Source organism: Ruegeria sp. BF12, assembly GCF_056538705.1.
Map to the genome: position 1 here is coordinate 1 of NZ_JBQFTP010000024.1, position 21,645 is coordinate 21,645.

The window sequence follows — 21,645 nt, forward strand, 5'->3', positions numbered from 1 at the left end:
AGATGCGTTGGATGATGTTGAAGGACGCCTATCGGGAAGGGGATGCGTCGCGAACGTCCGCCGGCGTCCGCCTGCACTGCGTTCATGAAGCAGCTCACTTCCAGATGCTGATCGTCGATTGGAATCCGTTCGAATACGTGACCGATATCCTCCACAATTCGTCCATCGAGGGCCTTACAAATCTGGAGACCTATGAGTTGGTTCCGGTAGAAGAAGGCACCGAGGTCGTGTTTCGGATGGGGCAGCTGACTGACGCTGAAGGCAAACATCATCCCGTAGAGGAATCTGCAGTAATCGATCTGTTCGAGAATCTTTATCCTGTGGCTTTCGGTATTCTGGACGAAATGGCGTTGGAGCTTCATCAAAAGAAACAAGAGTAATGACTCTTGGGCGACTATTTGTCGGAACCATCATTGTGAGGCAGCCAGTCACAGTGAACCCTCTCGCGCTGAGCTGTCTGACGCGCGGCTGATCAGGAACGGGTTGCTATTTGAATTTTTAAAAATTGGCTCATATCTATGCGAGGTTTTGTCGCCGCCAACGTTGGCGAAAGCGGTCACCAACGCAATCATGTTGAACGGCAGAAAAGTCCCGCTTGTCGGCCATCCGACACTGGACTTTGAACATCCGGAATGCGCGGGTTCTCGGCACTCGGTATCTGCACTCCAAATATGGCAGTGGTGGTCCGGCAATTCCAACAATTAGAAAGGGCCGCTTTGCGAGGCGCAACCAGCGCAGTGGCCTAAACAGTGTGATCAAGTAAGTTAGTTAGGTCGCACCGCAACGAGAACGACGTTAAGTTTATCTTCCAAGGCCTGCAGTTTCTCGAGCTGTTCTTTTGGCAGCGTCACAGTATCAGTTTCAACAGCGGTAAGAGCCACAACCGGGCTTCCAATTTCTTTTTCAAGTTCCCGAACCGCATTGAGTTTATCGGCTTCAAGTTCCGCGATCGGGTATAGCATAGCAATCTCCTGGCTACTGATGATGGAAAGCATAGCCTATTTTCGCGATGTTTGGGCATACTATGGTAGATCGGCCTTGTTGCGCCCACCCGCCTTTCGTTGAACTCCGCTGAATGTCCCTTTAGTGCCGCATTCAGATGAATGCACGCGCAATACTCAGCTTATCCGGGAACGGCCGGTAAGGGCTCTTCCCGCTAGTCAAAACGACCCGCAGAGAACGGCGGCCAAGAGCCCAATTTGTCCAATACTGCGTGACGCCCCAATGACAGCTATGCGCAGAAAGCGGGCTTTGCATAGTTCGGAATGCGGCCCAAGTCGGACATGAGCTCAGAGTTCATTTGTTGCGGAGGGTTCTCCAAAGCTGCCGTTCACACGCGGCGCTTCGTTCACATGGTCGGTATGTGCTCAATGCAGATTCACCCAACACTCGAGTTAGCAGAAAGACGTATCTAAGCGGAACGCCCTAATATCAAGGCCGGTCTACAACAAAGTTCGGTACTATCCCTGCCTTCATGATCGATGCTTCAACATCATGTCCTGCGAAGAAGCCGAATCCAGAGATGAGCGCGGAAGCTATGCCAGCCTTTCGTGCACCTAGAACGTCGGTGTGCAGGCTGTCGCCAACCATCAGAACCCGGGACTTGTCGATGTGCCCCAGGCGGCTGAATGCAAGATCATAGATGTTGGCGAAAGGTTTTCCAAAGAACTGTGGGGTGACGCCTGTCCGGTCTGCTAGCCGGTGCGCGTAAAGACCGGGTTCTTTGGATACACCGTACTCGCGCGGAGCGACAATGTCAGGATTGCCAACCAATACCGGGCGGGGACGTTCCAGCAAAGCTGGCCTCCAACATGGCTTGTCGCGTTTCATTTCAAACGGCTGACCCAATCATCAAAAAACAGTCGACGGTTTCGTAGGGCTTCGGGTCATCCTCCAGATAAGAATCACAAAGGCATTAACATTGCCTCATTAATTCTGCGTTAATTTTGCATTAATATTAAATTCACGCCTGGAGGTTTCGGACACTTCTATCCAGCACTTATTAGGAAATTCAGGCAAAGATCACACACCTAACAGTAGCTGAAATGGAACAAATATCGAACAGGAAAAGTCAAAAAAACGATCACTGGTGCCAAATACGAGTTTGCAGTTTACTTAAATGAATATATTCAGGATAATCTTTACGCAACGTTAGTGTTGTTTCAGTGGTCTTGTCATCTCGAGGTTTTTAAGCGGTTTTTGCTGACTATGGATTGTCCCCGCGGCTGCCCTCAGGGCAGCTTTTCCATAGGCGCGCACTGCCGATTATTGACCGGGTTTTTAGTTTGGGTTTCGAGTGATGAATTTTCTGTCCTTTGTCCGCTGGTTTTCCCTTTTTGATGATCAAGCCGTCAATATTCTTCTGCTTGATTTAGACGGAAATATTTTCTCCCTGAGTGAATGTGACGCAAAGTCTAATGGCCGAAAGTTGTTCTTGCACTGGCGCGACGTAAACGTTGGGGATGATTTACAAAACAAGAAATTTGAAAGACTGATAAAAGCATGTCTGAGTTTTTCCTTTGAAAGCGGCGCCCCTTTACCTCCCCCGGTTATAGTCAAAATCAAAGAAGACCGTCGAATTTACATTGATGTTCTGCCTTTGCCGGACGAATACAAACCTCCTTTTGGACATGCTCATGCCTTGCTCAACTTCCGTGAGCTGGAAACCCAGGTTTCTGTCACGGATGATAGTCTTCGGGAATACTTTGGCCTTACGCCAAGTGAGGCATCCCTGGCAATGGCCCTAACCGAAGGCAAAAGTCTAAAGGAAGCATCGTCCCGGTTGGGTATCTCGATTTGGACGGCACGCAGTCATTTGCGGTCAATCTTTCAGAAAACAGACACGCATCGTCAGGCTGAGTTGGTGTCGTTAATCACCCACATGGATCATTAAGAAATAGCTTGTCAGCTTTTCTTTTCTGAAGCTCAATAGCATCCCCTATATAAGTTAATCTGAATTCACTAACGCGTTTAGGTTAGTTTATTTGAGCTAATCAAATTAGTATACTGTGTTTTCATATTAAATGTGATTCAGAGATAGATAAAACAAGCTGCTGCAAATGAGTTACCTAAAATGAGTTAGCCTATATTATTTAGCTCGTGATAGCTAGCGCGGCTGATTTAGTCAAAATTAGGCACTTCCTATGGGTGATTTATTATGAGTTTCCGCCCCCCTTGAACGAGCGATGTTTGCTTCCTTCATTTTTGCTTTACTATCGCCACGTTCTCAAAGGAGGTTATTATGAAAACGATATTGATTGCGGCCGTAGCATTCGCGTTGACTGCTCCAATGGCAATGGCAACAGACAACGGTGGAAAACCGTCTGATCGGGAACTGGCCGAGCGCCGTTGCGGAAACAACGGTGAAGGCAACGACGCTGAACTTTTGTTTAAGAAGAAAACCAAGGACGGAATTGTCTATGTCTGCAAAAAGTTTGTGGATCTTAAGGGCGAACCTGACGAAGACATCCCACGCGACGTAGACCCCAACTGAGCTTCCCCTTCAGCTCAGAACGCTGGTTAAAAGCGTGGACAAGCGCCCCAAGCGGGGCGCTTTTTCATTCGAATTTCAAGGCGACAACCGGATCCAGGCGGGATGCCCGTCGCGCAGGGACATAGCCAAAGATCAACCCCACCACCGAAGCCAGCCCAACTGCCCCGATCATGGACAGGGGGCTAAGGAACACGGGCCAGCCGGCCATGTTGCCAACGACGACCGCAACCCCGCCTCCGATGAGCAATCCAATCAGTCCACCAATGAAGCACAGCAAAACTGATTCCATGAGGAATTGGCCTTGCACATCGCTGGGTCTAGCCCCGATGGCCATACGCAGTCCGATTTCGCGGGTCCGTTCCGCGACGCTGACCAGCATGATGTTCATAATGCTGATGCCGCCCACAACTAGCGAAACCGAGGCGATCCCCGCCAACAACCAGCCGATCGTTTTCTTGGCCGCGTTCCGTGCCTCCATCGCGGCGGCGGGATCAACGACCCGAAAGTCATCTTCCTGTTCGGCCCGCAATCTGTGTCGTTGCCTCAGCAGAGATGAAATGGATTGGCTGGCATCGGCGATGCTATCAGTCGAGTTTGATTTAACAAGGATATAGTCCACCGCTCCCCGGTCAGTTACGTTCGAACTGCCAAAAAGACGCTGTTTCGCCGTTCTGATTGGTACAAAGACAACTTCGTCCTGCGCACGTCCCGATCCAGCCGTACCTTTTTTTGACAAGACTCCGATGACTTTGAAGGGTGTCTTAAGGATGCGAATGGTCTGGCCAACAGGGTCTTCTTCACCAAACAGGTTTTGCGCGGTGTCTTGCCCAAGTAAAGCGACCTTCTCGGCGCTGTTCAGTTCACCCGAAGAAAAGTGTCGCCCAGAGCTCAACGGCCATTCGCGGATCGAAAAATAGGTCGTCGTTGTGCCATTCACCGTGACCCACACACTCTGATTTCTATTGACCACCTGAATGTCTTCGCGGACAGACGGTGCGACCATTGCAACGTCGGGAATTGTTTCGGCTATGGATTTGGCATCCAATTCGTTCAGAATAGCAAGCTCATATTTCCCGCCGTCAATGCCAGTTGCATTCACCCATTCGGGTACGACCATCAATACATTTGCCCCCAAGGTCTGGATTTGACGCTCGACCTCTCGTTGCGCGCCCGACGCAAAGGCCACCATTGATACCACCGAAGCCACACCGACAATAATACCCAGCATCGTGAGAACACTCCGCAACAGGTTGGAGAGGAGCGCCCGAAACGCGATCTTGATACTCTCGGCGATATTCATTCCAGAAGCCGTCGTTGCGATCTGAGGTCTTGAGTTAGAATCAAGGGCGCTAAAGGTTTTTCCGACCGCGATAAATCAAGTTCGACAGGAGAGGTTTCTTTTTCAATTTGCCCGTCCCTCAAACGCAAAATACGCTTCGATTTTGCAGCGACGGTTTCATCGTGGGTAATTATAACGACGGTGTGACCAGCTTGGTTAATTTGCTCAAACAACGAAAGAATTTGATTGCCTCGTTCGCTGTCTAAGGCTCCCGTGGGTTCATCTGCTAATATCAACTTGGGGCGATTGGCCAAAGCACGCGCTATCGCAACCCTTTGTTGTTCCCCACCCGATAGTTGGCGCGGGTAATTGGATTGGTGACCTGACAGACCCATTTTTGTTAACAAGTCCGTCACTCGCTCCCTTCTCTGTTGCTTCTCCAAACCTGCATAAATCATTGGCAATTCGACGTTTTCGAAAGCCGTATGTCGCTGAAGCAAGTTGTAAGACTGAAAGACAAAGCCGATTTCCCGATTGCGGATTTCGGCACGTTTTTTTACTGACAAACCGTCTGCATTTTTCCCGCAAAACAACAAGTGGCCTTCGGTGGGCCTATCCAGAAGCCCAAGGATATTCATCAGTGTCGACTTACCCGACCCGCTTGGCCCGGTAATTGCAACAAAGTCACCTTCTGCTATTGTAAATGAGCACCCTCTGAGCGCGTCATATCGTGTTTCACCGCTGTCATAGCTGCGCCGCAAGTTATTAACCTCGACCAGCATGTCAGGCCTATTTCACGAAAAAGGAATTGACGAAGCTTCTCTTTTTGGACGCTTTTACCTCACCGGTTGCGATTTGATCGCCTTCTTGCAGATGCTCGGAGTAAACGATCTGGTGGCTTGCATCTCGTTGTCCCAGTTCAACGTCTATCGGTTCCAACGCCCCATCAGGCGCGACCTTCCAGACCAATGCTCCATCTTTGACGCTTTCGACCGGTGTGACAGTACTTGGTTGAAAACCGATTGCATGGCTCAGCACTTTTAGACCTGGTTCGGATTCTTGAATTGTGATCTCCACCAAGGCTGTCATACCAGGGAGCAGCAACTGATCCGTGTTGGTAGTCTTTAAAACGACGGTATACGTTACGACGTTTTGAAATACTGTCGGCGACTTTCGAACTTCTTTGACAGAGGCTTTGAAGGCCCGGTCAGGGTAGGCGTCTACCAGGAATTGAGCACTCTGTCCGACGTCTATTTTGCCAATATCTGTTTCGTCTACATTTACGTTAACCACCATCTGATCCAAACCACCCGCAATAGTGAACAGTCTCGGAGCTTCTAAAGCGGCTGCCACTGTCTGCCCCTCTTCAATGTTGCGGTCAATAATTACCCCGTTGGTCGGAGAGCGGATCGTGGATCTCGCGAGCTCAACTTCGGCAGCTTCCAAGGCCGCACGTCGTTGCGGGATGCTTGCCAATGCCCCGTTGAGTTCTGCCTTGGCTCTGACCAAGTCCGAACGCGTTACAGAAATTCTTAATTTGTTTGTGGCTAGAAGCGCTTTGGCTTCCTTCAGACGAGCTTCGGCGGTCAGCACTAAACTTTCGTCATCTTCGACGTCTGCGACAGCAACCGTGCCATTTGTTTGCAGCTGTTTTTTTCTGGCCAGTTTGGATTGAGCAACTGCCAAAACCGCCTGAGCTTCGTCGACCCTGGCCAAAAACACCTGTTGCTCCAACTTTGCAACTTCGATTTCAACCGAGGTCTTGTCTACTATTGCTTGTTGAACGTCTACGACTGCGAGGCCGACTTCTATGTCTGCTTCCGCCTCCTTGAGACGCGCCTCAAAACTCTGCCTGTCGATTTGCGCCAGAGCTTGACCTTTAACCACTGTGTCGTTGTAGCTGACATGAACCTTGGTAATTCTGCCGGATACCTGCGACCCAACCTCGACCGCAGTCAAGGAATCGACCTGCCCCGTTGCTGTGACAGTCTCCCTCAATACCCCGCGCTCGACCGGCACGGTTACAACTTCGAATAAATCGCGAGATGTGCCGCCATTAAAATAAACTAACGCAATGGCTGCACCGCCCGCCAGAATAAACGCCACGGTTTTCAACATATTACAACGATGCCATGAAACGACGTTTCATTCAATTTCTTAATCATCTAGTGCAAACTGATGACCTCGTACTTTCCGTTCTTTAAGAGGCAGATTCCTGTAATCAGTGAATTTTTTGACAAGAGCATTTTCAGAATTATGTCTACGCTCCAAAGCAAAGCGTGACGCAGTTGTTTATGAAGCCAATATGGCGAAATGAATACTCCAGAAATTATGCTCCTCTCCCACCTAAGTCGTCTGCTGTCACCCAAAATGACACCCAAAGCCGATTTTGAGTACGTCCAAGCGGCGCAATATGCGCCTATCTGTCTGATTTGTAAGGGAAGTTTTGGTGGCGAAGGAGGGACTTGAACCCCCGACAAGCGGATTATGATTGAGTCTAGGTATCGCCACGAGAGACCACAATCTGCCACATCCAACCACATCAACTTGTTGGCCACGTTGAGTTTAAAACGCGCGAACACCCACAACCGACAACAAGCCCTCATACTTAACCACACGGATGTTTGTCACCCATACGCTACCCAGTCCCGAAAGCGGGCGTTCATGCATCCCGCAGCGAACGTCCGCATCGAGCCCATCTCGGTCATTCTGCTGTCATGGTTTCTTGACTCTGCCGACGGTCACCTGAACGCTTACACAATGGATGACCTTGCCCCCGAATATTTTGGCAATTCTGATCAGCAACGCCTTCAAATGCGTGCGGACTATCTTTGGAAACTGGTGCAGGACATCCCTGACTATGCTTGCCATGGTCGCGTTGTGGGACTGGCAAATTATTCTGAGCATAATCTCGAACAGCAAATAGCGCTTGCACGTCTGCAAGGGGTTGCCCCAGTCGACGGGATGCCGCGGGAATATCTTGCCAAGCGCCGCACAGGATTGGAGAACGCGGGACTGATAACGGATGTCTACGACCACTGGGAAGGCTCTGTAGCGACGTTCAAAGCTGCCGATGCAATTCTTGCCAAAAGTGGCTTGCCCGCTGACCTAAAGGCCTGTGTTGTCACTTCGGACACCTCGGTGGAAGATTTGACAAATCGCGACAGCCTCACGCAGAGCTGCGATGTGCTGCTTCCCATGGGCTTATTCATGCGGGGCTTCGAGCGTCCAAGTGTGTTCCTTTATGCGAAAGACCGGGCAGAACGTGTCGTCGGAGCCGCCGCGGCCGTCGCGCAGTTTCACAACGAACACGACAAAAGCCAAATGGTGTGGTGGGGTATGCTCTCGACAGATCCCAAGAGACGCGGACAGGGCATCGCGTTGATCTTAGGTGCCATGGTGTCGCGCGATGTTCGCCAAAAGCTAGGGCTTTCCAAGTGTTTCACCGGTATTCGCGCCGGAAATGTGCCTTCGGAGGCGCTTTGTTCTAAGCTCGCATCGTCACGAACGGACACTGTAGATTTGCTCGCAATTAATCCGGAGTCGTTTGGTGGTGGCCAAATGTCCAAGTGATTTGGGCTTGGCAGCTTTGTCCCGCTGAGCCGCTGTTCGACACGTCGGACTTGCTCGTGAACCTGACCGGAAACGTCGGATGACCGCTTGGAGCCCAAATCGACCAATGCTACGCGTGGCACGAACGGAAGCTGTGCGAGAGCTACAAAAGAGGTTTCTTTAAAGGTGTTCCATCGAACGTACAAAGCATCATGAGGTCGGAGCGTTCTGTTTTCTCAAATATGACAGAGCGCGGGCGAAGGCCGAACTCGACAAAACCCAGAGCTCTGTAGAGTGTGATTGCTCGATGATTGGATGCATCAACTGTCAACTCTGCTTGAAGCAGACCGTCATCTTTTAGCACCTCAGACACTGTCTCCATAAGCGAACGGCCAATGCCTTGCCCGTGAGATTTGGCGGCAACATACAACGGACCAATATCCGCAGTGTGCTTCAACCGTTCAACACCGCCGCGCCGAGCAACCACGAAGCCGACGAGTTCGTCATTTTTGTCAAAAGCCCCGATGTAAACGCCGTTCTTGATACCGCTCTGAAAGGTCGCCTCAGGGATTGCCAAGAGTTCTTCGCGAGTGAGAAGAAAACACTCTGGCGCAGTTCGCAAGGCTTCCCCCCAGAATGCTCGAAGAACTGACGAGTCGTCTGGAGTAAGGCGGCGAAGTAATGGTTTTGTCACTATCAAATCCACATTTTTCGAACTAGTATTCGCATAACCCAATTTCTCGTCTTTTACCTGCTACAGAAACTCGCAAAAGCCATGTACGTCCACCATTGGGAGTGATTTGCATCAAGAGACCTGACACTCCACCTACCGCGACAGTGGAGTTTCTGGTACTGCCCGAATGCTTCAACCTCTTCACATCAAGCGCAGTGAGTTCTTTCGCTACTTTCGGCATGCTTACCCCGCAACTGACCCGCCAAAACCACTGACAGCAGTTGCGACGAGGTGCAATGGGTTACAGCGGAAAATTCTCTAATATTGTTTATTATTAATTTGTTGCGATGAGATTCGTCATCTGATGCAACGACAGGATGGCTGCCTTCGTCTCCGCCACCCCCCAATTTCATTGTAGTGCAATGCACGGTGTTCCGTGCACGTCGGTGACCTATTAACGCGACGCGCGCCAGCCAGTCTTTGGTCGACTTTTCCCTGCGATCGGGGTGTTTTCCTTTCGCGGTGCGAGTGTGTCGTTTTCGATGTCCGGTGTGTAAGCGCAGTTAACAAAAGAGCCAAAAAGACGAAACGCCAAGCCGCTGCCATTAGTTCTGGCAGCGGTATAGCGCAGCGTTGTGTCCGGATTATGCTTGTCCCGTGAAGGGATCAGATCTTCATTTCAAGCCTGGCATCGGGGAACCGCATCAGCGCGTTGGCAATCTGCCGATCCGGTAGGGCGCAAAGGGCGGTGGACAGGCCATCTGCAAGCGCTGCAGTCTTTGCAGAGACCGAAAGAACCCGATGTCCGGGCATTTCATCTGTCGGGCTAAGGATGTGGCCGTGAACATCGGTCAACATCAAGCTGGCGGAATCCGAAGTTGCGACGGCCCGGTCACTCAGCGTGATGCGTTTTTTGACCGTCCGCTCCGGCCCGGCAAGACCGACTTGCCAGGGCTGACCATCGTTGCGATCGCCCAAGGCCGCGATCTCTCCCATATCGACCAGCACATTTTTCAGGCCCTTTGACCTGAGCAGCGCGGCAATACGGTCTGTAACCGCACCTTGGGCGATACCGTTCAGCGTCAGTGCCGATTGACCGGGATAAGGCAGGCGGACTGCGTCGCTGTTCACAGAGACCTTGTGCCATCCGATCGTTGCCTTGGCGGATGCGATGTCGACCGCGTTTGCGTTATTGGCCAATGCGACCCACAGGGGTTGGATTGTGGGATCAAAAACCCCATCCGAATTCTCGTAAAGAGCCGTACACAGGCTGAGCAGATCCAACAACTCTGGTGCCGGATTCGACAGCTGACCGTCCCGGTTCAGGCGAGAGAGCTGGGATTCGGGGCGGTACAGGCTGAAGATGTTCTCGAGCCGCGTTACTTCGACTTCGACCGCAGCAAAGATCGGGTGCGCCTGCGCGTCGGTCAGACCTGCCAACTGCATGGTTGCCGGTGCACCCAGAGCGGACCCATGCCACCGGGCCGTCGGTGTGGGGGCGGCGACGGCGGGGCAGGCCGCACTTGCGGCCGAGATTGCCAGAAACCGGCGACGGGACAAAAGGGTCATGCGGGGGTCTCCAGTAACAGGTCCAGATCGACCGGGCCCAGCACCTCGGTGTCTGGGATGTCGGACAGGGGCAGAGCGGAACCGCCATATTGGTCAATGAAGGCAGTGGCGTCATCGGGGTTGGAAAACGGCACCACTTCGCGTGCGCCCATTCCGCCCGCGACATTCGAGCCAACGACAAACGTCGCACTGCCGGCTGCAATCCAATTGGAAATACCAGGCTGTCGCCAGTTGGGCGCGACGCTCATATCGCTGACATAGACAGCGGTGATTTCTGCATCCCGTTCGGGGCTTTTCAGGTAGGCTACCATGTCGCGTACCTGCGCAAAGAACAGCGGGGCAGGGTAGCCTTCCAGATGGATCTGCCCCTTTGGTCCGCCATGTTCTGCGATGTTCATCTGGCAGAAAAAGCTTAGCGCATCCGGGGTCAGATCAACCGGGTCAGGTGCCTCGGCGACTTCTTCTTTGCAGGCGCTTACCGCGAGCAATGCGATCAGGCACAGGCGTTTCATGGCTCAACCCTCCGGAAAGCAAGCCGCGCAAGGGCGAAGCCCAACACTGGCCAAATCAGCAGAGACGCGGGCGCGGCCCAGACGGGCAGGGCTTGCGCGGCTCCGGTCATGCCGGACGCCATCGCAACGCCTTCGGTCGCGGCAATGTTCCACAGACGAAATGCGTCGGCCGGGTTGGCAACCATCACCCACGGAAAGACGGATTGGGTGAATGTGCCTCCATTATCCATGACGACGGCTCCCAACAAGCCCAGATCATAGAGGACGACAAAGACCAGCCAGAGCCCGGCCGACAGACCTGCCGCCGCCGTTGCGCCCCTCGCCAGGGCGGACAGCAGGTATCCCAGCGCCAGAAACACTGCGCCCAGCAGGATGGATGTGAGGATGAGCCGGACCAAAGCCATCAGGCTTTCCGGCCCTGCGCCACCGAACCATGCGGCAACAGCGCCGGCGGTGCCAAAGCCGACGGTCATGGCAAAGGCCAGCGCAGCGAGGTGGGCGGTGAACTTGCCCAACAGGATTTCTCCGCGCCCGGCGGGGTAAGACAGCAGCAGCGACAGGCTGCCGCGGTCCACGTCGCCCGCGATGGCGTCAAACGCGATCATCAGCGCCAGCAGGGGGGCAAGATAGACTGACAACGTTGTCATCGAGGCGACTGAAACGGTCAGCATATCGACCCCTAGCGTGCCGGTTGGTGCGCTGCCCGCAAAGGTCAGCGCCAACGCGAACAGAACCATGATCAGCGTGGCGACCAGCAGCCAGCGGTTACGGCGCAGGATCAGCATTTCAGTGCGGGTGATTGCGAGGAAGCGGGTCATTGCAAATCCTCCTGAGCGTAGTGGCGATAGAGGTCTTCCAGCTTGGGCGGGGTCATTTCCACATCCGCCACTGCATCGCCCAGTCCGGCGATGCGGCGCAGGGCTTCCATCTTGTCATCTGGGGTGCAGAGCAGTTCGACCGACGCGCCATTGATGCGATTTCCGCCCAATTCGGCGGCAAGCGCTTCGGGATTGGCGCTGGCGCGGACCCGCAGGCGGATTGGCAGACCCGCCAGCGCTGAGAGGTTGTTTAACGTGTCATCGGCGACCATCCGACCCTTGCGCATGATGGCGATACGGTCGGTGCGGGCCTCAACTTCGGTCAGCGCATGGCTGGCAATCAGCACCGCGGTGCCTTGGGCAGCCAGTTCATCAATGATGGCGTACAGGTCCTGCCGCGAGATCGGGTCCAAGCCTGATGTTGGCTCATCCAGCAATGCCACTCTCGGCTGACCCAGCAGCACCTGCGCCAGACCCAGACGTTGCCGCATTCCCTTGGAATAGGCTCCGATCCGGCGGTCCAGAGCATCGCTCAGACCCACGCGCTCCAGCAGGCCGGGTACATCCGCTTTGGCACCGGACAATTGCGCAAATAGCGTCAGTTGCTCGCGCCCAGTCAGGGCCGGGTGGAACGACACCGCTTCAGGCAGATACGCGGTCTCGCGCCGCGCCTGTGCGCTGCCGGGGGTGGCGTCTCCGATCCGGATGGCGCCGCCATGGATAGGTGTCAGGCCGAGGATGGATTTGATCAGGGTCGACTTGCCCGCGCCGTTATGGCCCAGCAGTGCGACGCGCTGACCGGGGGTAAGTGACAGGGTGATATCATCAAGAACGCGGGTTTTTCCGCGGTCCTTGCTGACATGGTCGATAGACAGGGCCTTATCCGTCATGAGGCACCTTTTTCATAGCTGGGGGTTCAGGGGCTTGCATCAATGGATTGCTGTCCATCACACCGCCCGGCAACAACGCCGGGAAGGCCGATTGCGACCAGCGCACCAGTTGCACGGCAGGGGAGCCGAGCAGTAGTTTGGCTGAGGGTTGGGTCCACAGCACATGGTCCATCGAGTCATTGGGGCGATAGGGGGCATCGGCGATGCCGTTGCCATCCACATCGTAAGCGGCGAAATCGGACCAGTAATTTCCGCGCCCGTCTTCGGACCACTCGACCCATTTGGTCGAGACATATTTCACCTGCGTCCGGTTTCCGACAAAGGCATTGCCGACGATCCGATTGCGTTCGGACCCGGCCGTAAAGTGGATGCCGATCCCGCATCCCTGGAACCAGTTGTCGGTGAATTCGTTCTTGTTGGAGTTATAGAGGAAGGTGCATTTTTCCTTGGCACCTTTCACCACATTGCCGGTGATGACACTCTTGTTGGCGTAGTTCAGCATCACGCCATGTTCCCGGTCGCCGATCGAGACATTGTTGGCCACGGTCACATTGGTCGTGAACATCACGGCATAGCCCAGATCATTGCCGATCGAGATGTTGTCGCTGACGACTGAATTGTCGGCGTACATGTAGTGCACCGCAAACCGCAGATCGCGGAACAGGTTGCCTGTGAAGGTGTTTTTCTTGGACGAGTTCACAAAGATCCCGTCGCGGCCATAGCGGATGTCGTTGTCTTCCACCCGCGCGCCCGGCGCGTTCCAGACATAGACGCCATTGCCACGGTCGTTCACTCGCTGGTCCAAACGGCCTTCGATCCGGTTGCCACGCACGATGCTGTCCTTGGCCCCGTGAATGTCGACGCCGTAGAGATTGCCCAGCAGCACGTTATCCTCAACCACGGGTGCTTTGGCCGTTTTGGTCAGCTGGATACCGCTGTCGATCCCGTCATGGCTTGAACCAGAGCCGATCACCGTCAGCCCGCGCACGGTGACACCCGGCCCGGTCACGGTGATGACGCTGCCCGCGCCTTGCCCGTCAATGGTGGCCTGTCCCAGCCCGTCGATGGTGACGGGCCGGTCCAGAACCAGTGTTTCGGTGTAGACACCGGGGCTCAGGCGGAGGGTGTCCCCATCCGCCGCCTGCGCCAGTATTTCATTGATGGCCCCCGCCCGATTGGGCACATCCCAGTCCGCCGCCCAAAGGGGCGAGCCGAGCAGGAGCGGTATGAGCAGGGACCAACGCATGGGTTATGCTCCCTGCGGTTCGACCAGCATCCGGCCGCGCATTTCCATGTGCAGCGCGTGGCAGAACCACTGGCAATAGAACCAGTGCACGCCCGGACGGTCGGCTGTGAAGGTGACCGAAGCGGTCGCCAGCGGTGCGACCTCCATCGCGATGCCGTAGTTGCCCAGGCAGAAGCCGTGGGTCACATCGTCCACGTCATCCAGGTTGGTGATGTAAACCGTCACCTCGTCACCCTGTTTGACGGTGAACTTCTCTAGGCTGAAGGTCGGAGCCTGCGATGTCATGTAGACCCGCACCTTATTGCCGTCCCGGATGGGTTCCTCGGCGCCTTCTTCCAGATCGATGCCATCAGCTTCGGCCTGTTTGCGGGCGTCTTCCCATGTGACGTCGTTACGATCCCAGACGTTGACTGGGTTCACGATGTCGCTGCGAACGATGATCGAGTCATGCGGTTCGGCAAAGGTCGGGCCGTCGTGAACCACTTTCATCTCGTCGGACGAGATGTCGATCAGCTGCTCGTTTTCGGGCTTCAGCGGACCCACGTTCAGGAAGCGGTCTTTCGAGAACTTATTCATCGAAATCAGCCACTTGCCATCGGCATCCTTGGTTTCACCCATGGAGGTCGAGTTGTGGCCCGGCTGATAGTGCACGTCGACCTTCGAGATGATCGGGTCCACATCGGCACCGCCATAAGCCTCGATTGCCTTGTCGATGTTCCACTTCACGATCTGGCTGTCGAGGAACAGCGTGGTGAACGCGTTGCCCTGGCCATCATAGGCAGTGTGAAGCGGGCCAAGACCCAACTGCGGCTCACCCACAATGCACGACCGTGGATCAGCGTCGCTTTCGAACAGCGCGTCCAGTTTGGTAACGTCCATGATCGAGACGGTCGGCGACAGCTTACCGTTGATGCAGACGTGCTTGCCGTCAGGCGCGGTGTTGATGCCGTGCGGCGAGTTCGGGATCGGGATGTAGCGGGTGTATTTCTTGTTCTGACCCTTACGTCCGTCCAGAACCTTGACGCCTTTCAGCTCCTGATAGTCACCGGCTTCGATGCCTTTTTCGATCTCAGCGAGGTTGAAGACAACGACGTGGTCCAACTCGTTCTCGGTCATTTCGGCCAGGTTCATGCCCATTTCCGAGTTATACGAGGTCGAGTAAGCGTATTTGCCCTGATAGTCGCAATCGGTGTTGTCGAGGTTACCCGACACGATCACCTGCCATGCCACTTCCATGGTGTCACCGTCCAGCGCGGTGAAGATGTTCACGTATTGCGATGGATCGTCCAGCACGCTGCCGTCATTGACCAGCGGAGTTTCATCCTCACCATTGGCAAAGACATAGCCGGTGCGCGGGAATTTCTGCGGACGCAGACCGTGGATCGCCTTGGCGTTCGGGATTTCTGTGATCTTGTCGCATTTCATCACGTCGCAGCGCACGCGGGCGACGCGGGTGTTGGCCTTGTCGTTCATGAACAGGTAGCGGCCGTCATAGGTGCCGTCGGTGAACGACATGTGCGGGTGGTGAAGGTCGCCGTTGTCATAGGTTTTCATGCCGCGCTTGGCGAGAAACTCTTTGGTCTCCGGCAGCAGGCCGTCAGTCATGATCTTCAGCGATTCATTGGTCTGGCCCCAGCCGGTGGCCGAGCAGCGGTTGAAGACCGGCACGCGCATCAGCTCGCGCATGGACGGGAAGCCCAGAATGCGCAGTTCGCCGGTCTGACCCGAGGACCAGAAACCGTAATATTCGTCCAGCTCGCCGGGCTGCAGATTGGCATTGGCCGCGGCGCTGGCCTGTTTCGCGGTCATCAGGGTCGAGCCCAGACCGGTTCCGGCCAGCACGGCGCCGGTTGCGGTTGCACCCAGCATCCCGCGGCGTGTGATGTTCAGTTTGTTTTCATTGTCCGACATGATCGTTCCTCCTTTTTTAGGAAACGGATTGCGGTTTGGCGTTCGGATGGTTCGCCGGTGGTTGTCCGAGTGGGGTCTTCATCTGGACCGACCCGGTCTTGGCCCGCCGCTTCAGCTGGCGGATAACGACGGGACATTTGTCCTCGGACTGGTAGAGCACCTGACAATGCAGGCAGGTGACGCACTCGTTCGGGTTAATCTCACCGGTGGGGTGGATCGCCTGAACGGGGCATTCGTTGGCGCAGGTCTGACAGGGGGTGCCGCAATCCTTGTAGCGGCGCAGCCAGTCGAACATGCGGATACGCGCGGGGATGGCCAGCGCTCCGCCCAGCGGGCAGAGGTAGCGGCAATAGAACCGTTCAATGAACAGCCCGATCCCCAGCAGGGTCAGCGCAAAGACCACAAAGGGCCAGTCGCGCATGAATTTCAGAATGATCGCGGTCTTGAACGGTTCGATCTCGGCATAAGTCTCGGCCAATGGGATCGAGACGAAGCTGAGGCCAAAGAGACCCAGGAAGATCATGTACTTTGCGGGCCAGAGGCGCTCGTTCACACCCCAGGGCAGCGTCCACTGCGGCACCTTGAGCGCGCGGGCGATCTTGTTGGTCAGCTCCTGCAGCGCACCGAATGGACACAGCCAGCCGCAATAGGCCCCACGCCCCCAGAACAGCAACGCGGCAGCGACAGCGAACCACTGGATGAAGACCAGCGGGTCCAGCAGGAAGGCGTCCCAGCTAAATCCGGTCCGTAGGCTTCCGGCCAAGGCCATCAGGTTCACGACGCTCAGCTGCGCGTTGGCATACCAACCGATGAAGAACAGGGTCATGGTCAGATAGCCGATGCGGAACCAATAGAAGACCCGCGCGTTCATCGTGGCGTGGAACTGGAAAAAGAAGGTCGCTGTCAGCACCAGCAGCATGACGCCCAAAACGCCGATTTCAACGGTGCGGTCCTTCCAGATACGCTTCCACAAAGCGGCCTTGGCGGCGGCTTCGCCGGTAGCGTCATCCACCACGGCTGGGGCCGCAACCGGCAGCAGGTACTGTTCCGGCAGTTTATAGCCCAGATCAAAAGTCAGGAACGTTTTTTCAACTGCGCCCACGGCCCGCTGCACCAGCAGTTGCAGGCGGAACGGCTCGGCAGGGTTAAACTCAGCCTCGGCAGGGATTTTGAAGATATCCAGTTCGTTAAAACTCGGTGCATCCGAAGCCGCGACCTTGCCCAGACGCTCTTGCTGCTTGTCGAAGAACCGAACCGAGTTGTCGCCCTGGATCAGCTGAATGCGGTCAAAAATGCCGCCGCGGACATAACCCGATCCCTTAAAACTGTAGGCCCCGCGCCCCAGCACCAGAATGGCCTGTTCGCCTTCGTCCAGCCACTCGGTCAGGTTCTGATACTCGGCCGCGCCCAACAGGGACTTGCCGATCGACGGAACTGAGACCAGCGCCACATGCATGTCGATGAACGTGTCGTCAGGCTCACCCGGTTCCGGGCGTTTGATGGCACGCTGATCGCCTGTGGCCTCAAACGCGGCGTTGACCTGGCCAACATCCAGCGTCAGACGCCGGATTGAGCCGTCGCCGGACAGGGTGGTCCAGTCGTATGTGGCGTTCTGCGCCATATCGACTTCGCGTTTCGGGCCATCGGCCTGCAGCGGAGACAATCCACCCAGACCCAGCGCGCGGGCCACCTTGATACCGCCGCGCACAAGGCTGTCGTCGATCACCATGATCGTGACCGTCGCGCCCGAGATAATGTCGAGGTCATGCCCCTCGCCCCCGGTCTCGGCTTCGACCTTCAGGTCCAGCCCGGCATAGCCTTCGGTCAACTCGACCATACGTGAGTTGGGGATGCCGATCAGGACGATGGGTTCCGAGTGTTTGACCAGCTTCACACCGGTCAGAACCGCATCGTCGTCGATAGCGGCCACAACGTGGATAGGTTTGCCAGAATAACCGGTGGTGCCGACGAAATCGGATGTCAGGAAAGCCCAGGCGACGGTCTCTTCGCCTTTCAGAACCGGGGCAACGGGTACGTCATCGCGCACCGGGCCAAAGGTATCGGCACCGGGAACCAGATCGGCAGGCGTGATATCGGGCAGGAAGCTGGCGAGGCTGTCGGCCCGGGCGCTGATCGCCATCAGGCAGGACAGGGTAAGGGCCAGCAGGAAATGGATTGCGCGACTTACGACCACAGCGCACCTCCGGGTATTTGGATTGACGCTATGGACGCGCGCGGGGCGCGTTCGGTGTTATTTTTGGGCGCAACCGGGGGCCCTCGGGTTTCGGGCCATAGCAAGGCAGAACTGTAGGGTTCGCACAGGAAACGAACGCCGCGTTGCGCGGTTTCGACAAATCCGATCCGGTTCAGTTGAGTCAGGTCGGGCAGCGGCGCTGCCGCCGTTATCGCGCATAGTGCACAATCGGCACATTTGGGACAGGGTGCGGTCGGGTCGCGGTTTTCCTCTTCGAGGTCCACCTCTACCCAGACCGCCCCTGCCTCCGAGCAGATCTCCACCCACATGCTTGTTCCGGGACTCGCCAGCGCCGGGCCAAGCATTTGCAACAAAAGCAGGAAAATGCCCGCCAGCGCACATGTCGCACGCAGGGCGCGATCAGGGAGATTGTGCAGAGGGTTAAGGGCGGGCATGGAGAATCCAACTCGGCAATCTTTCCTGAGTCCTAGGGGATTCTCTCGCTCCGATACTTGACTTAGGTCAGGTCGCTGGAAATTCTCATTTATCCGTCAGCTTCGTCCATCAACCTGCGCAGCCAGCGACCCGCCAGCCAGGATGCCGGGACGCCCAAAGGGATCGACCACAGGATTGCGGTGACGGGTGCGATTATGCCAAAGCCTGCGCTGTTGGCGATCAGCCCTGCCAGAAACAGGTTGATGGCCACGGTCAATGCCGTGGCCGGATAAAGCAGAATGGCCAGTTTCCAAACCGGCCATTTGCCGTCAGTGGCTGGTGCCTTCCGAGAAGGTGATTTTGTTCCAGACATTGTATTTCCCCGAAGGTTTGCGCATCGGCAGACGGCGGACTTCTTCCAGTGTCTGCGCGTCGTAAACGATCACCGCGCCATCATCTTCCCAGATCGAAACAAGCGCATGGCGACCATCCTTTGTGAACTCGACATGGGCCACGGTCTTGCCCGGCGCGGGGCGCAAAGTCTTCACGATCTTAAGGCTTTGCTTGTCGATCACATGCATCGCATCCTTGTTGGGACCAAAGAACACATCGGCCCAGACATAGGGCGAATTCTCATGACTGCGCATGAAGAATCCCGGTCCTTCGGTCTTGATCCGTTTGACGGTCTCCCAGGTTTCCATGTCGATCACCGACACGGTGCCATCAGTCAGGTGCGGCGTGGCCATAACGGTCGTATCGCCATGCTGCCACGTGATGCCCGAGCCCAGATGCGGCATGCCCGGCAGGTCGAGATCGGCGACTTTCTGGCCGATCACCAGATCGATCACCTGACCACCCTTGCCATCGCGCGAGGCGCCCATAACGTATTCATAGCTCTGGTCGAAGAAAAAATCGTCCAGATAGTCGGGCGTAGTAATCTTGCGCACCGGGAAGGGGTCGGGATTCTTGAACTGACCCTCGATGCGGAAGTCGTGACCCAGGCCGGATTGGGGTGGGTTCTCGCCATAGAAAACCTCCCAGATCTCGGGTACGTCTTTCAGAGCCAGCACAAAACTTTCGCGCGGTGGGGCCTGATACACGGCCGAGACACGGCTGGGGACTCCCTTCTTGCTCTTGATCTCAACGACCTTGGCAACCGACAGGTCCTCGGTCGACAGCAGGGTCAGGCTGTTGGGCAGGTAATTCGCCACGGCAACCCATTTGCCATCGCCAGACATGGCGATGTTGCGGCTGTTGAGGCCTGCGCGCACGCGACCCACCTGTTTCAGCGCCCAGATGTCGTATTTCTGCACCCAGCCATCGCGGGACATGATGAACACGTACCGCCCGTCGGGGCTGAACTTCGGACCACCGTGAACGGCGAAGGGGGTCTCGAACCGGTCCAGAACCTCGAAGGTGTCACCATCCAGAACGCTGACATGATGATCTCCGGTCTCGACCGCCAGCGTGATATTCATCGGGTCGCTGTCCCAGACAGGGGCATCAGCCGAGACATAGTCCTCGTCCAGCGTCCGGCTGGCCATGATATCCGCCTCGCCCCATTCGGGATCATTTTCCAGCGGAGATTTCAGCCAGCCCGCCAGTTCCTCGATCTGCAATGCATCCAGCTCGTGCGAAAACGCAGGCATCTGAGTGGCGGTGCGACCTTCGGCAATCACGGCGGCCACGCGCGGCCCGCGCATGCGTTTCAATGTCTCGGGGATCAGGGCAGGACCCACACCGCCCAGACGGTTCTCGCCGTGGCACGAAGCGCAATGTTCGGCATAGTCCGACGGTGCATCGGCCCAGGCGGTGCTGGCCATCAACAGGGAACAGAACGTGCCGATTTTCAGAGTGTCAAAAGAACTGATGCGCCGGATCATGGCGTTTCCCCCGGAACGGCGTGACACGCAGACGATCGCCCGCACCCTCAACGCCAATTTCTTCGTTTGATAGATAGCAGGCCGGATCTTCGGCCCAGGGATCACCGGTCAGCTGCAACGCCCGAATCCGGGTATTACCGCCGCAGACGTCCTTGAGTTGACAGGCCCCGCAACGCCCTTTCAGCGGACGCGGGCGGGTGCGCAGCATGGCCAACATCTGGTCGTCGCTGGTCCAGAGTTCGGAAAACGATCGGGTCTTCACATTGCCGACCGTGTAGTCGGACCAATAGGTGTCGGGATGCACGCGTCCCAGATTGTCGATATTCGCCACGCCCAGACCGCTGGAGTTGCCCCCCCAGGCGGCCAAATGTTCGCGGACATGCGCCACTTTTTCGGCATCGAAATGCGTGCGGATCCAATTCAGGAAATACCCCGCGTCAGCGTCGTTGTTGCCTGTCACGATGTCCAGCGGGCGCCCGCCCGAAACGGCCTCCCATGCGCGGTCCAGCAGCAGATCGAGACCCTTGCGGGTGCGCAGGTGTTCGGCGTCTTCGCCCCGGTTCTTGTCGCCACGCCCGGCATAGACAAGGTGAGACAGATAGAACTTGTCCACGCCTTCGTCGTCGCACAGTTGCAACAGGTCCGGCAGGTGATGCTGGGTGCCCTCGGTCAGACAGAACCGCAGGCCGACCTTGATGCCGCGTTTCTTGCATTCGCGCACGCCGCGCAGGGCGTCGGCAAAGGCGCCCTCGACGCCGCGAAACCAGTCATTGGTGGCGCCGATCCCGTCCAGCGAAATGCCGACATAGTTGAACCCCACATCGGCGATCATGTCAGCGGTTTCGTCGTAGATCCGCGTGCCGTTGGTCGACAGTGCCAGCATCGGCACCAGTTCACGCGCGCGCTTGGCGATATCAAAGAAATCGAACCGGTCCAGCGGCTCCCCACCCGAGAGGATCAGGGCTGGAACGCGAAACTGGCCCAGATCCTCAAGGGTTACCATGGCTTGCTCATGGCTGAGCTCGCCGGGGAACGCCACATCCGCCGAAACGGTGTAGCAATGGCGGCATTTCAAATTGCAACGCCGCGTCAGGTTCCAGATCACAACTGGTTTTACCGGTCCGGGGCGACGTTTGCGCACCGGGGTCGGTTTGACCAACTGGTGCATATATTCGGTCAGGCGGAACATG

21 protein-coding genes are annotated in these 21,645 nt (G+C 56.1%); 4 read left to right on the top strand and 17 right to left on the bottom strand.

All coding sequences use genetic code 11. The features are described 5' to 3' along the window. Positions 1-380: hypothetical protein (locus ACR0J0_RS22225; protein ID WP_480666171.1), on the top strand; the 380-nt coding region annotated here is incomplete at its 5' end. Positions 381-764: 384 nt separating this feature from the next. Here the strand turns inward: ACR0J0_RS22225 and ACR0J0_RS22230 are convergent. Beyond that, positions 765-962, bottom strand: coding sequence for a hypothetical protein (locus tag ACR0J0_RS22230; protein ID WP_480666172.1), 198 nt, complete (start codon positions 960-962; stop codon positions 765-767). Between the two features lie 469 nt (positions 963-1,431). Further along, on the bottom strand, positions 1,432-1,797 hold the full coding sequence (locus ACR0J0_RS22235; RefSeq protein WP_480666173.1) for an HAD hydrolase-like protein: 366 nt from the start codon (positions 1,795-1,797) through the stop codon (positions 1,432-1,434). Positions 1,798-2,299: 502 nt separating this feature from the next. Here ACR0J0_RS22235 and ACR0J0_RS22240 point away from each other — a divergent pair. Next, positions 2,300-2,893, top strand: coding sequence for a helix-turn-helix transcriptional regulator (locus ACR0J0_RS22240; protein WP_480666174.1), 594 nt, complete (start codon positions 2,300-2,302; stop codon positions 2,891-2,893). A gap of 348 nt (positions 2,894-3,241) precedes the next feature. Then, on the top strand, positions 3,242-3,493 hold the full coding sequence (locus ACR0J0_RS22245) for a hypothetical protein (protein WP_480666175.1): 252 nt from the start codon (positions 3,242-3,244) through the stop codon (positions 3,491-3,493). 64 nt (positions 3,494-3,557) lie between these two features. On the opposite strand, the gene ACR0J0_RS22250 is transcribed toward ACR0J0_RS22245, so the two are convergent. From ACR0J0_RS22250 to ACR0J0_RS22260, 3 genes are read right to left on the bottom strand one after another with little or no spacing between them, the layout of a single operon-like run. Beyond that, on the bottom strand, positions 3,558-4,793 hold the full coding sequence (locus tag ACR0J0_RS22250) for an ABC transporter permease (protein WP_480666176.1): 1,236 nt from the start codon (positions 4,791-4,793) through the stop codon (positions 3,558-3,560). Beyond that, positions 4,790-5,554 (bottom strand): ABC transporter ATP-binding protein, encoded by a 765-nt coding sequence (locus ACR0J0_RS22255; protein ID WP_480666177.1) that lies wholly within the window; start codon positions 5,552-5,554, stop codon positions 4,790-4,792. The genes ACR0J0_RS22250 and ACR0J0_RS22255 overlap by 4 nt, the downstream gene beginning before the upstream one ends. 7 nt (positions 5,555-5,561) lie before the next feature. Further along, positions 5,562-6,890: an efflux RND transporter periplasmic adaptor subunit gene (locus ACR0J0_RS22260; protein WP_480666178.1), complete on the bottom strand. Its 1,329-nt coding sequence runs from the start codon at positions 6,888-6,890 to the stop codon at positions 5,562-5,564. 546 nt (positions 6,891-7,436) lie between these two features. Between ACR0J0_RS22260 and ACR0J0_RS22265 the strand changes: the two genes are divergently transcribed. Then, positions 7,437-8,345 carry a GNAT family N-acetyltransferase gene (locus ACR0J0_RS22265; RefSeq protein WP_480666179.1) on the top strand — a complete coding sequence of 303 codons (909 nt, stop codon included), beginning with the start codon at positions 7,437-7,439 and terminating at the stop codon, positions 8,343-8,345. Positions 8,346-8,487: 142 nt separating this feature from the next. Here the strand turns inward: ACR0J0_RS22265 and ACR0J0_RS22270 are convergent, their stop codons facing one another. The 12 genes from ACR0J0_RS22270 to nirJ form a co-directional block, all read right to left on the bottom strand. Further along, entirely contained in the window at positions 8,488-9,018 is a 531-nt protein-coding gene (locus ACR0J0_RS22270; RefSeq protein ID WP_480666180.1) for an N-acetyltransferase family protein, read from the bottom strand. 645 nt (positions 9,019-9,663) lie between these two features. Continuing rightward, the gene (locus ACR0J0_RS22275; RefSeq protein ID WP_480666181.1) at positions 9,664-10,566 is read right to left on the bottom strand and encodes an FAD:protein FMN transferase; all 903 of its coding nucleotides are present in this window, start codon (positions 10,564-10,566) and stop codon (positions 9,664-9,666) included. Next, on the bottom strand, positions 10,563-11,078 hold the full coding sequence (locus tag ACR0J0_RS22280) for a nitrous oxide reductase accessory protein NosL (protein ID WP_480666182.1): 516 nt from the start codon (positions 11,076-11,078) through the stop codon (positions 10,563-10,565). The genes ACR0J0_RS22275 and ACR0J0_RS22280 overlap by 4 nt, the downstream gene beginning before the upstream one ends. Beyond that, positions 11,075-11,896: an ABC transporter permease gene (locus ACR0J0_RS22285; protein WP_480666183.1), complete on the bottom strand. Its 822-nt coding sequence runs from the start codon at positions 11,894-11,896 to the stop codon at positions 11,075-11,077. The genes ACR0J0_RS22280 and ACR0J0_RS22285 overlap by 4 nt, the downstream gene beginning before the upstream one ends. Next, the gene (locus tag ACR0J0_RS22290) at positions 11,893-12,786 is read right to left on the bottom strand and encodes an ABC transporter ATP-binding protein (protein ID WP_480666184.1); all 894 of its coding nucleotides are present in this window, start codon (positions 12,784-12,786) and stop codon (positions 11,893-11,895) included. The genes ACR0J0_RS22285 and ACR0J0_RS22290 overlap by 4 nt, the downstream gene beginning before the upstream one ends. After that, positions 12,776-14,032 (bottom strand): nitrous oxide reductase family maturation protein NosD, encoded by a 1,257-nt coding sequence (locus tag ACR0J0_RS22295; RefSeq protein WP_480666185.1) that lies wholly within the window; start codon positions 14,030-14,032, stop codon positions 12,776-12,778. The genes ACR0J0_RS22290 and ACR0J0_RS22295 overlap by 11 nt, the downstream gene beginning before the upstream one ends. 3 nt (positions 14,033-14,035) lie before the next feature. Beyond that, on the bottom strand, positions 14,036-15,943 hold the full coding sequence (gene nosZ, locus ACR0J0_RS22300) for a TAT-dependent nitrous-oxide reductase (RefSeq protein WP_480666186.1): 1,908 nt from the start codon (positions 15,941-15,943) through the stop codon (positions 14,036-14,038). 16 nt (positions 15,944-15,959) lie between these two features. Further along, on the bottom strand, positions 15,960-18,083 hold the full coding sequence (locus ACR0J0_RS22305) for a 4Fe-4S binding protein (protein ID WP_480666214.1): 2,124 nt from the start codon (positions 18,081-18,083) through the stop codon (positions 15,960-15,962). 44 nt (positions 18,084-18,127) lie between these two features. After that, complete coding sequence (locus tag ACR0J0_RS22310; protein ID WP_480666187.1) at positions 18,128-18,592, bottom strand: DUF2946 family protein; 465 nt, start codon at positions 18,590-18,592, stop codon at positions 18,128-18,130. 89 nt (positions 18,593-18,681) lie between these two features. Then, positions 18,682-18,945, bottom strand: a complete 264-nt coding sequence (locus tag ACR0J0_RS22315; RefSeq protein ID WP_480666188.1) for a hypothetical protein — start codon at positions 18,943-18,945, stop codon at positions 18,682-18,684. Next, a complete protein-coding gene (locus ACR0J0_RS22320) occupies positions 18,902-20,455 on the bottom strand; it encodes a cytochrome D1 domain-containing protein (RefSeq protein ID WP_480666189.1) in 1,554 nt (517 codons plus the stop codon). Before ACR0J0_RS22320 ends, ACR0J0_RS22315 begins: the two co-directional genes overlap by 44 nt. Next, positions 20,430-21,644 carry a heme d1 biosynthesis radical SAM protein NirJ gene (gene nirJ, locus ACR0J0_RS22325; RefSeq protein ID WP_480666190.1) on the bottom strand — a complete coding sequence of 405 codons (1,215 nt, stop codon included), beginning with the start codon at positions 21,642-21,644 and terminating at the stop codon, positions 20,430-20,432. The genes ACR0J0_RS22320 and nirJ overlap by 26 nt, the downstream gene beginning before the upstream one ends. Position 21,645 lies beyond the last annotated feature (1 nt).

Excerpts from the sequence above, each read along its gene's own strand:
- ACR0J0_RS22260 (WP_480666178.1), bottom strand. The coding sequence starts at position 6,890 with ATGTTGAAAACCGTGGCGTTTATTCTGGCGGGCGGTGCAGCCATTGCG.
- ACR0J0_RS22310 (WP_480666187.1), bottom strand. The coding sequence starts at position 18,592 with ATGCCCGCCCTTAACCCTCTGCACAATCTCCCTGATCGCGCCCTGCGT.
- ACR0J0_RS22290 (WP_480666184.1), bottom strand. The coding sequence starts at position 12,786 with ATGACGGATAAGGCCCTGTCTATCGACCATGTCAGCAAGGACCGCGGA.
- ACR0J0_RS22305 (WP_480666214.1), bottom strand. The coding sequence starts at position 18,083 with ATGGCGATCAGCGCCCGGGCCGACAGCCTCGCCAGCTTCCTGCCCGAT.
- ACR0J0_RS22255 (WP_480666177.1), bottom strand. The coding sequence starts at position 5,554 with ATGCTGGTCGAGGTTAATAACTTGCGGCGCAGCTATGACAGCGGTGAA.
- nirJ (WP_480666190.1), bottom strand. The coding sequence starts at position 21,644 with ATGTTCCGCCTGACCGAATATATGCACCAGTTGGTCAAACCGACCCCG.
- ACR0J0_RS22250 (WP_480666176.1), bottom strand. The coding sequence starts at position 4,793 with ATGAATATCGCCGAGAGTATCAAGATCGCGTTTCGGGCGCTCCTCTCC.
- ACR0J0_RS22265 (WP_480666179.1), top strand. The coding sequence starts at position 7,437 with ATGCATCCCGCAGCGAACGTCCGCATCGAGCCCATCTCGGTCATTCTG.
- ACR0J0_RS22315 (WP_480666188.1), bottom strand. The coding sequence starts at position 18,945 with ATGTCTGGAACAAAATCACCTTCTCGGAAGGCACCAGCCACTGACGGC.
- ACR0J0_RS22245 (WP_480666175.1), top strand. The coding sequence starts at position 3,242 with ATGAAAACGATATTGATTGCGGCCGTAGCATTCGCGTTGACTGCTCCA.
- ACR0J0_RS22240 (WP_480666174.1), top strand. The coding sequence starts at position 2,300 with ATGAATTTTCTGTCCTTTGTCCGCTGGTTTTCCCTTTTTGATGATCAA.
- ACR0J0_RS22320 (WP_480666189.1), bottom strand. The coding sequence starts at position 20,455 with ATGATCCGGCGCATCAGTTCTTTTGACACTCTGAAAATCGGCACGTTC.
- ACR0J0_RS22295 (WP_480666185.1), bottom strand. The coding sequence starts at position 14,032 with ATGCGTTGGTCCCTGCTCATACCGCTCCTGCTCGGCTCGCCCCTTTGG.
- nosZ (WP_480666186.1), bottom strand. The coding sequence starts at position 15,943 with ATGTCGGACAATGAAAACAAACTGAACATCACACGCCGCGGGATGCTG.
- ACR0J0_RS22280 (WP_480666182.1), bottom strand. The coding sequence starts at position 11,078 with ATGAAACGCCTGTGCCTGATCGCATTGCTCGCGGTAAGCGCCTGCAAA.
- ACR0J0_RS22285 (WP_480666183.1), bottom strand. The coding sequence starts at position 11,896 with ATGACCCGCTTCCTCGCAATCACCCGCACTGAAATGCTGATCCTGCGC.
- ACR0J0_RS22275 (WP_480666181.1), bottom strand. The coding sequence starts at position 10,566 with ATGACCCTTTTGTCCCGTCGCCGGTTTCTGGCAATCTCGGCCGCAAGT.
- ACR0J0_RS22230 (WP_480666172.1), bottom strand. The coding sequence starts at position 962 with ATGCTATACCCGATCGCGGAACTTGAAGCCGATAAACTCAATGCGGTT.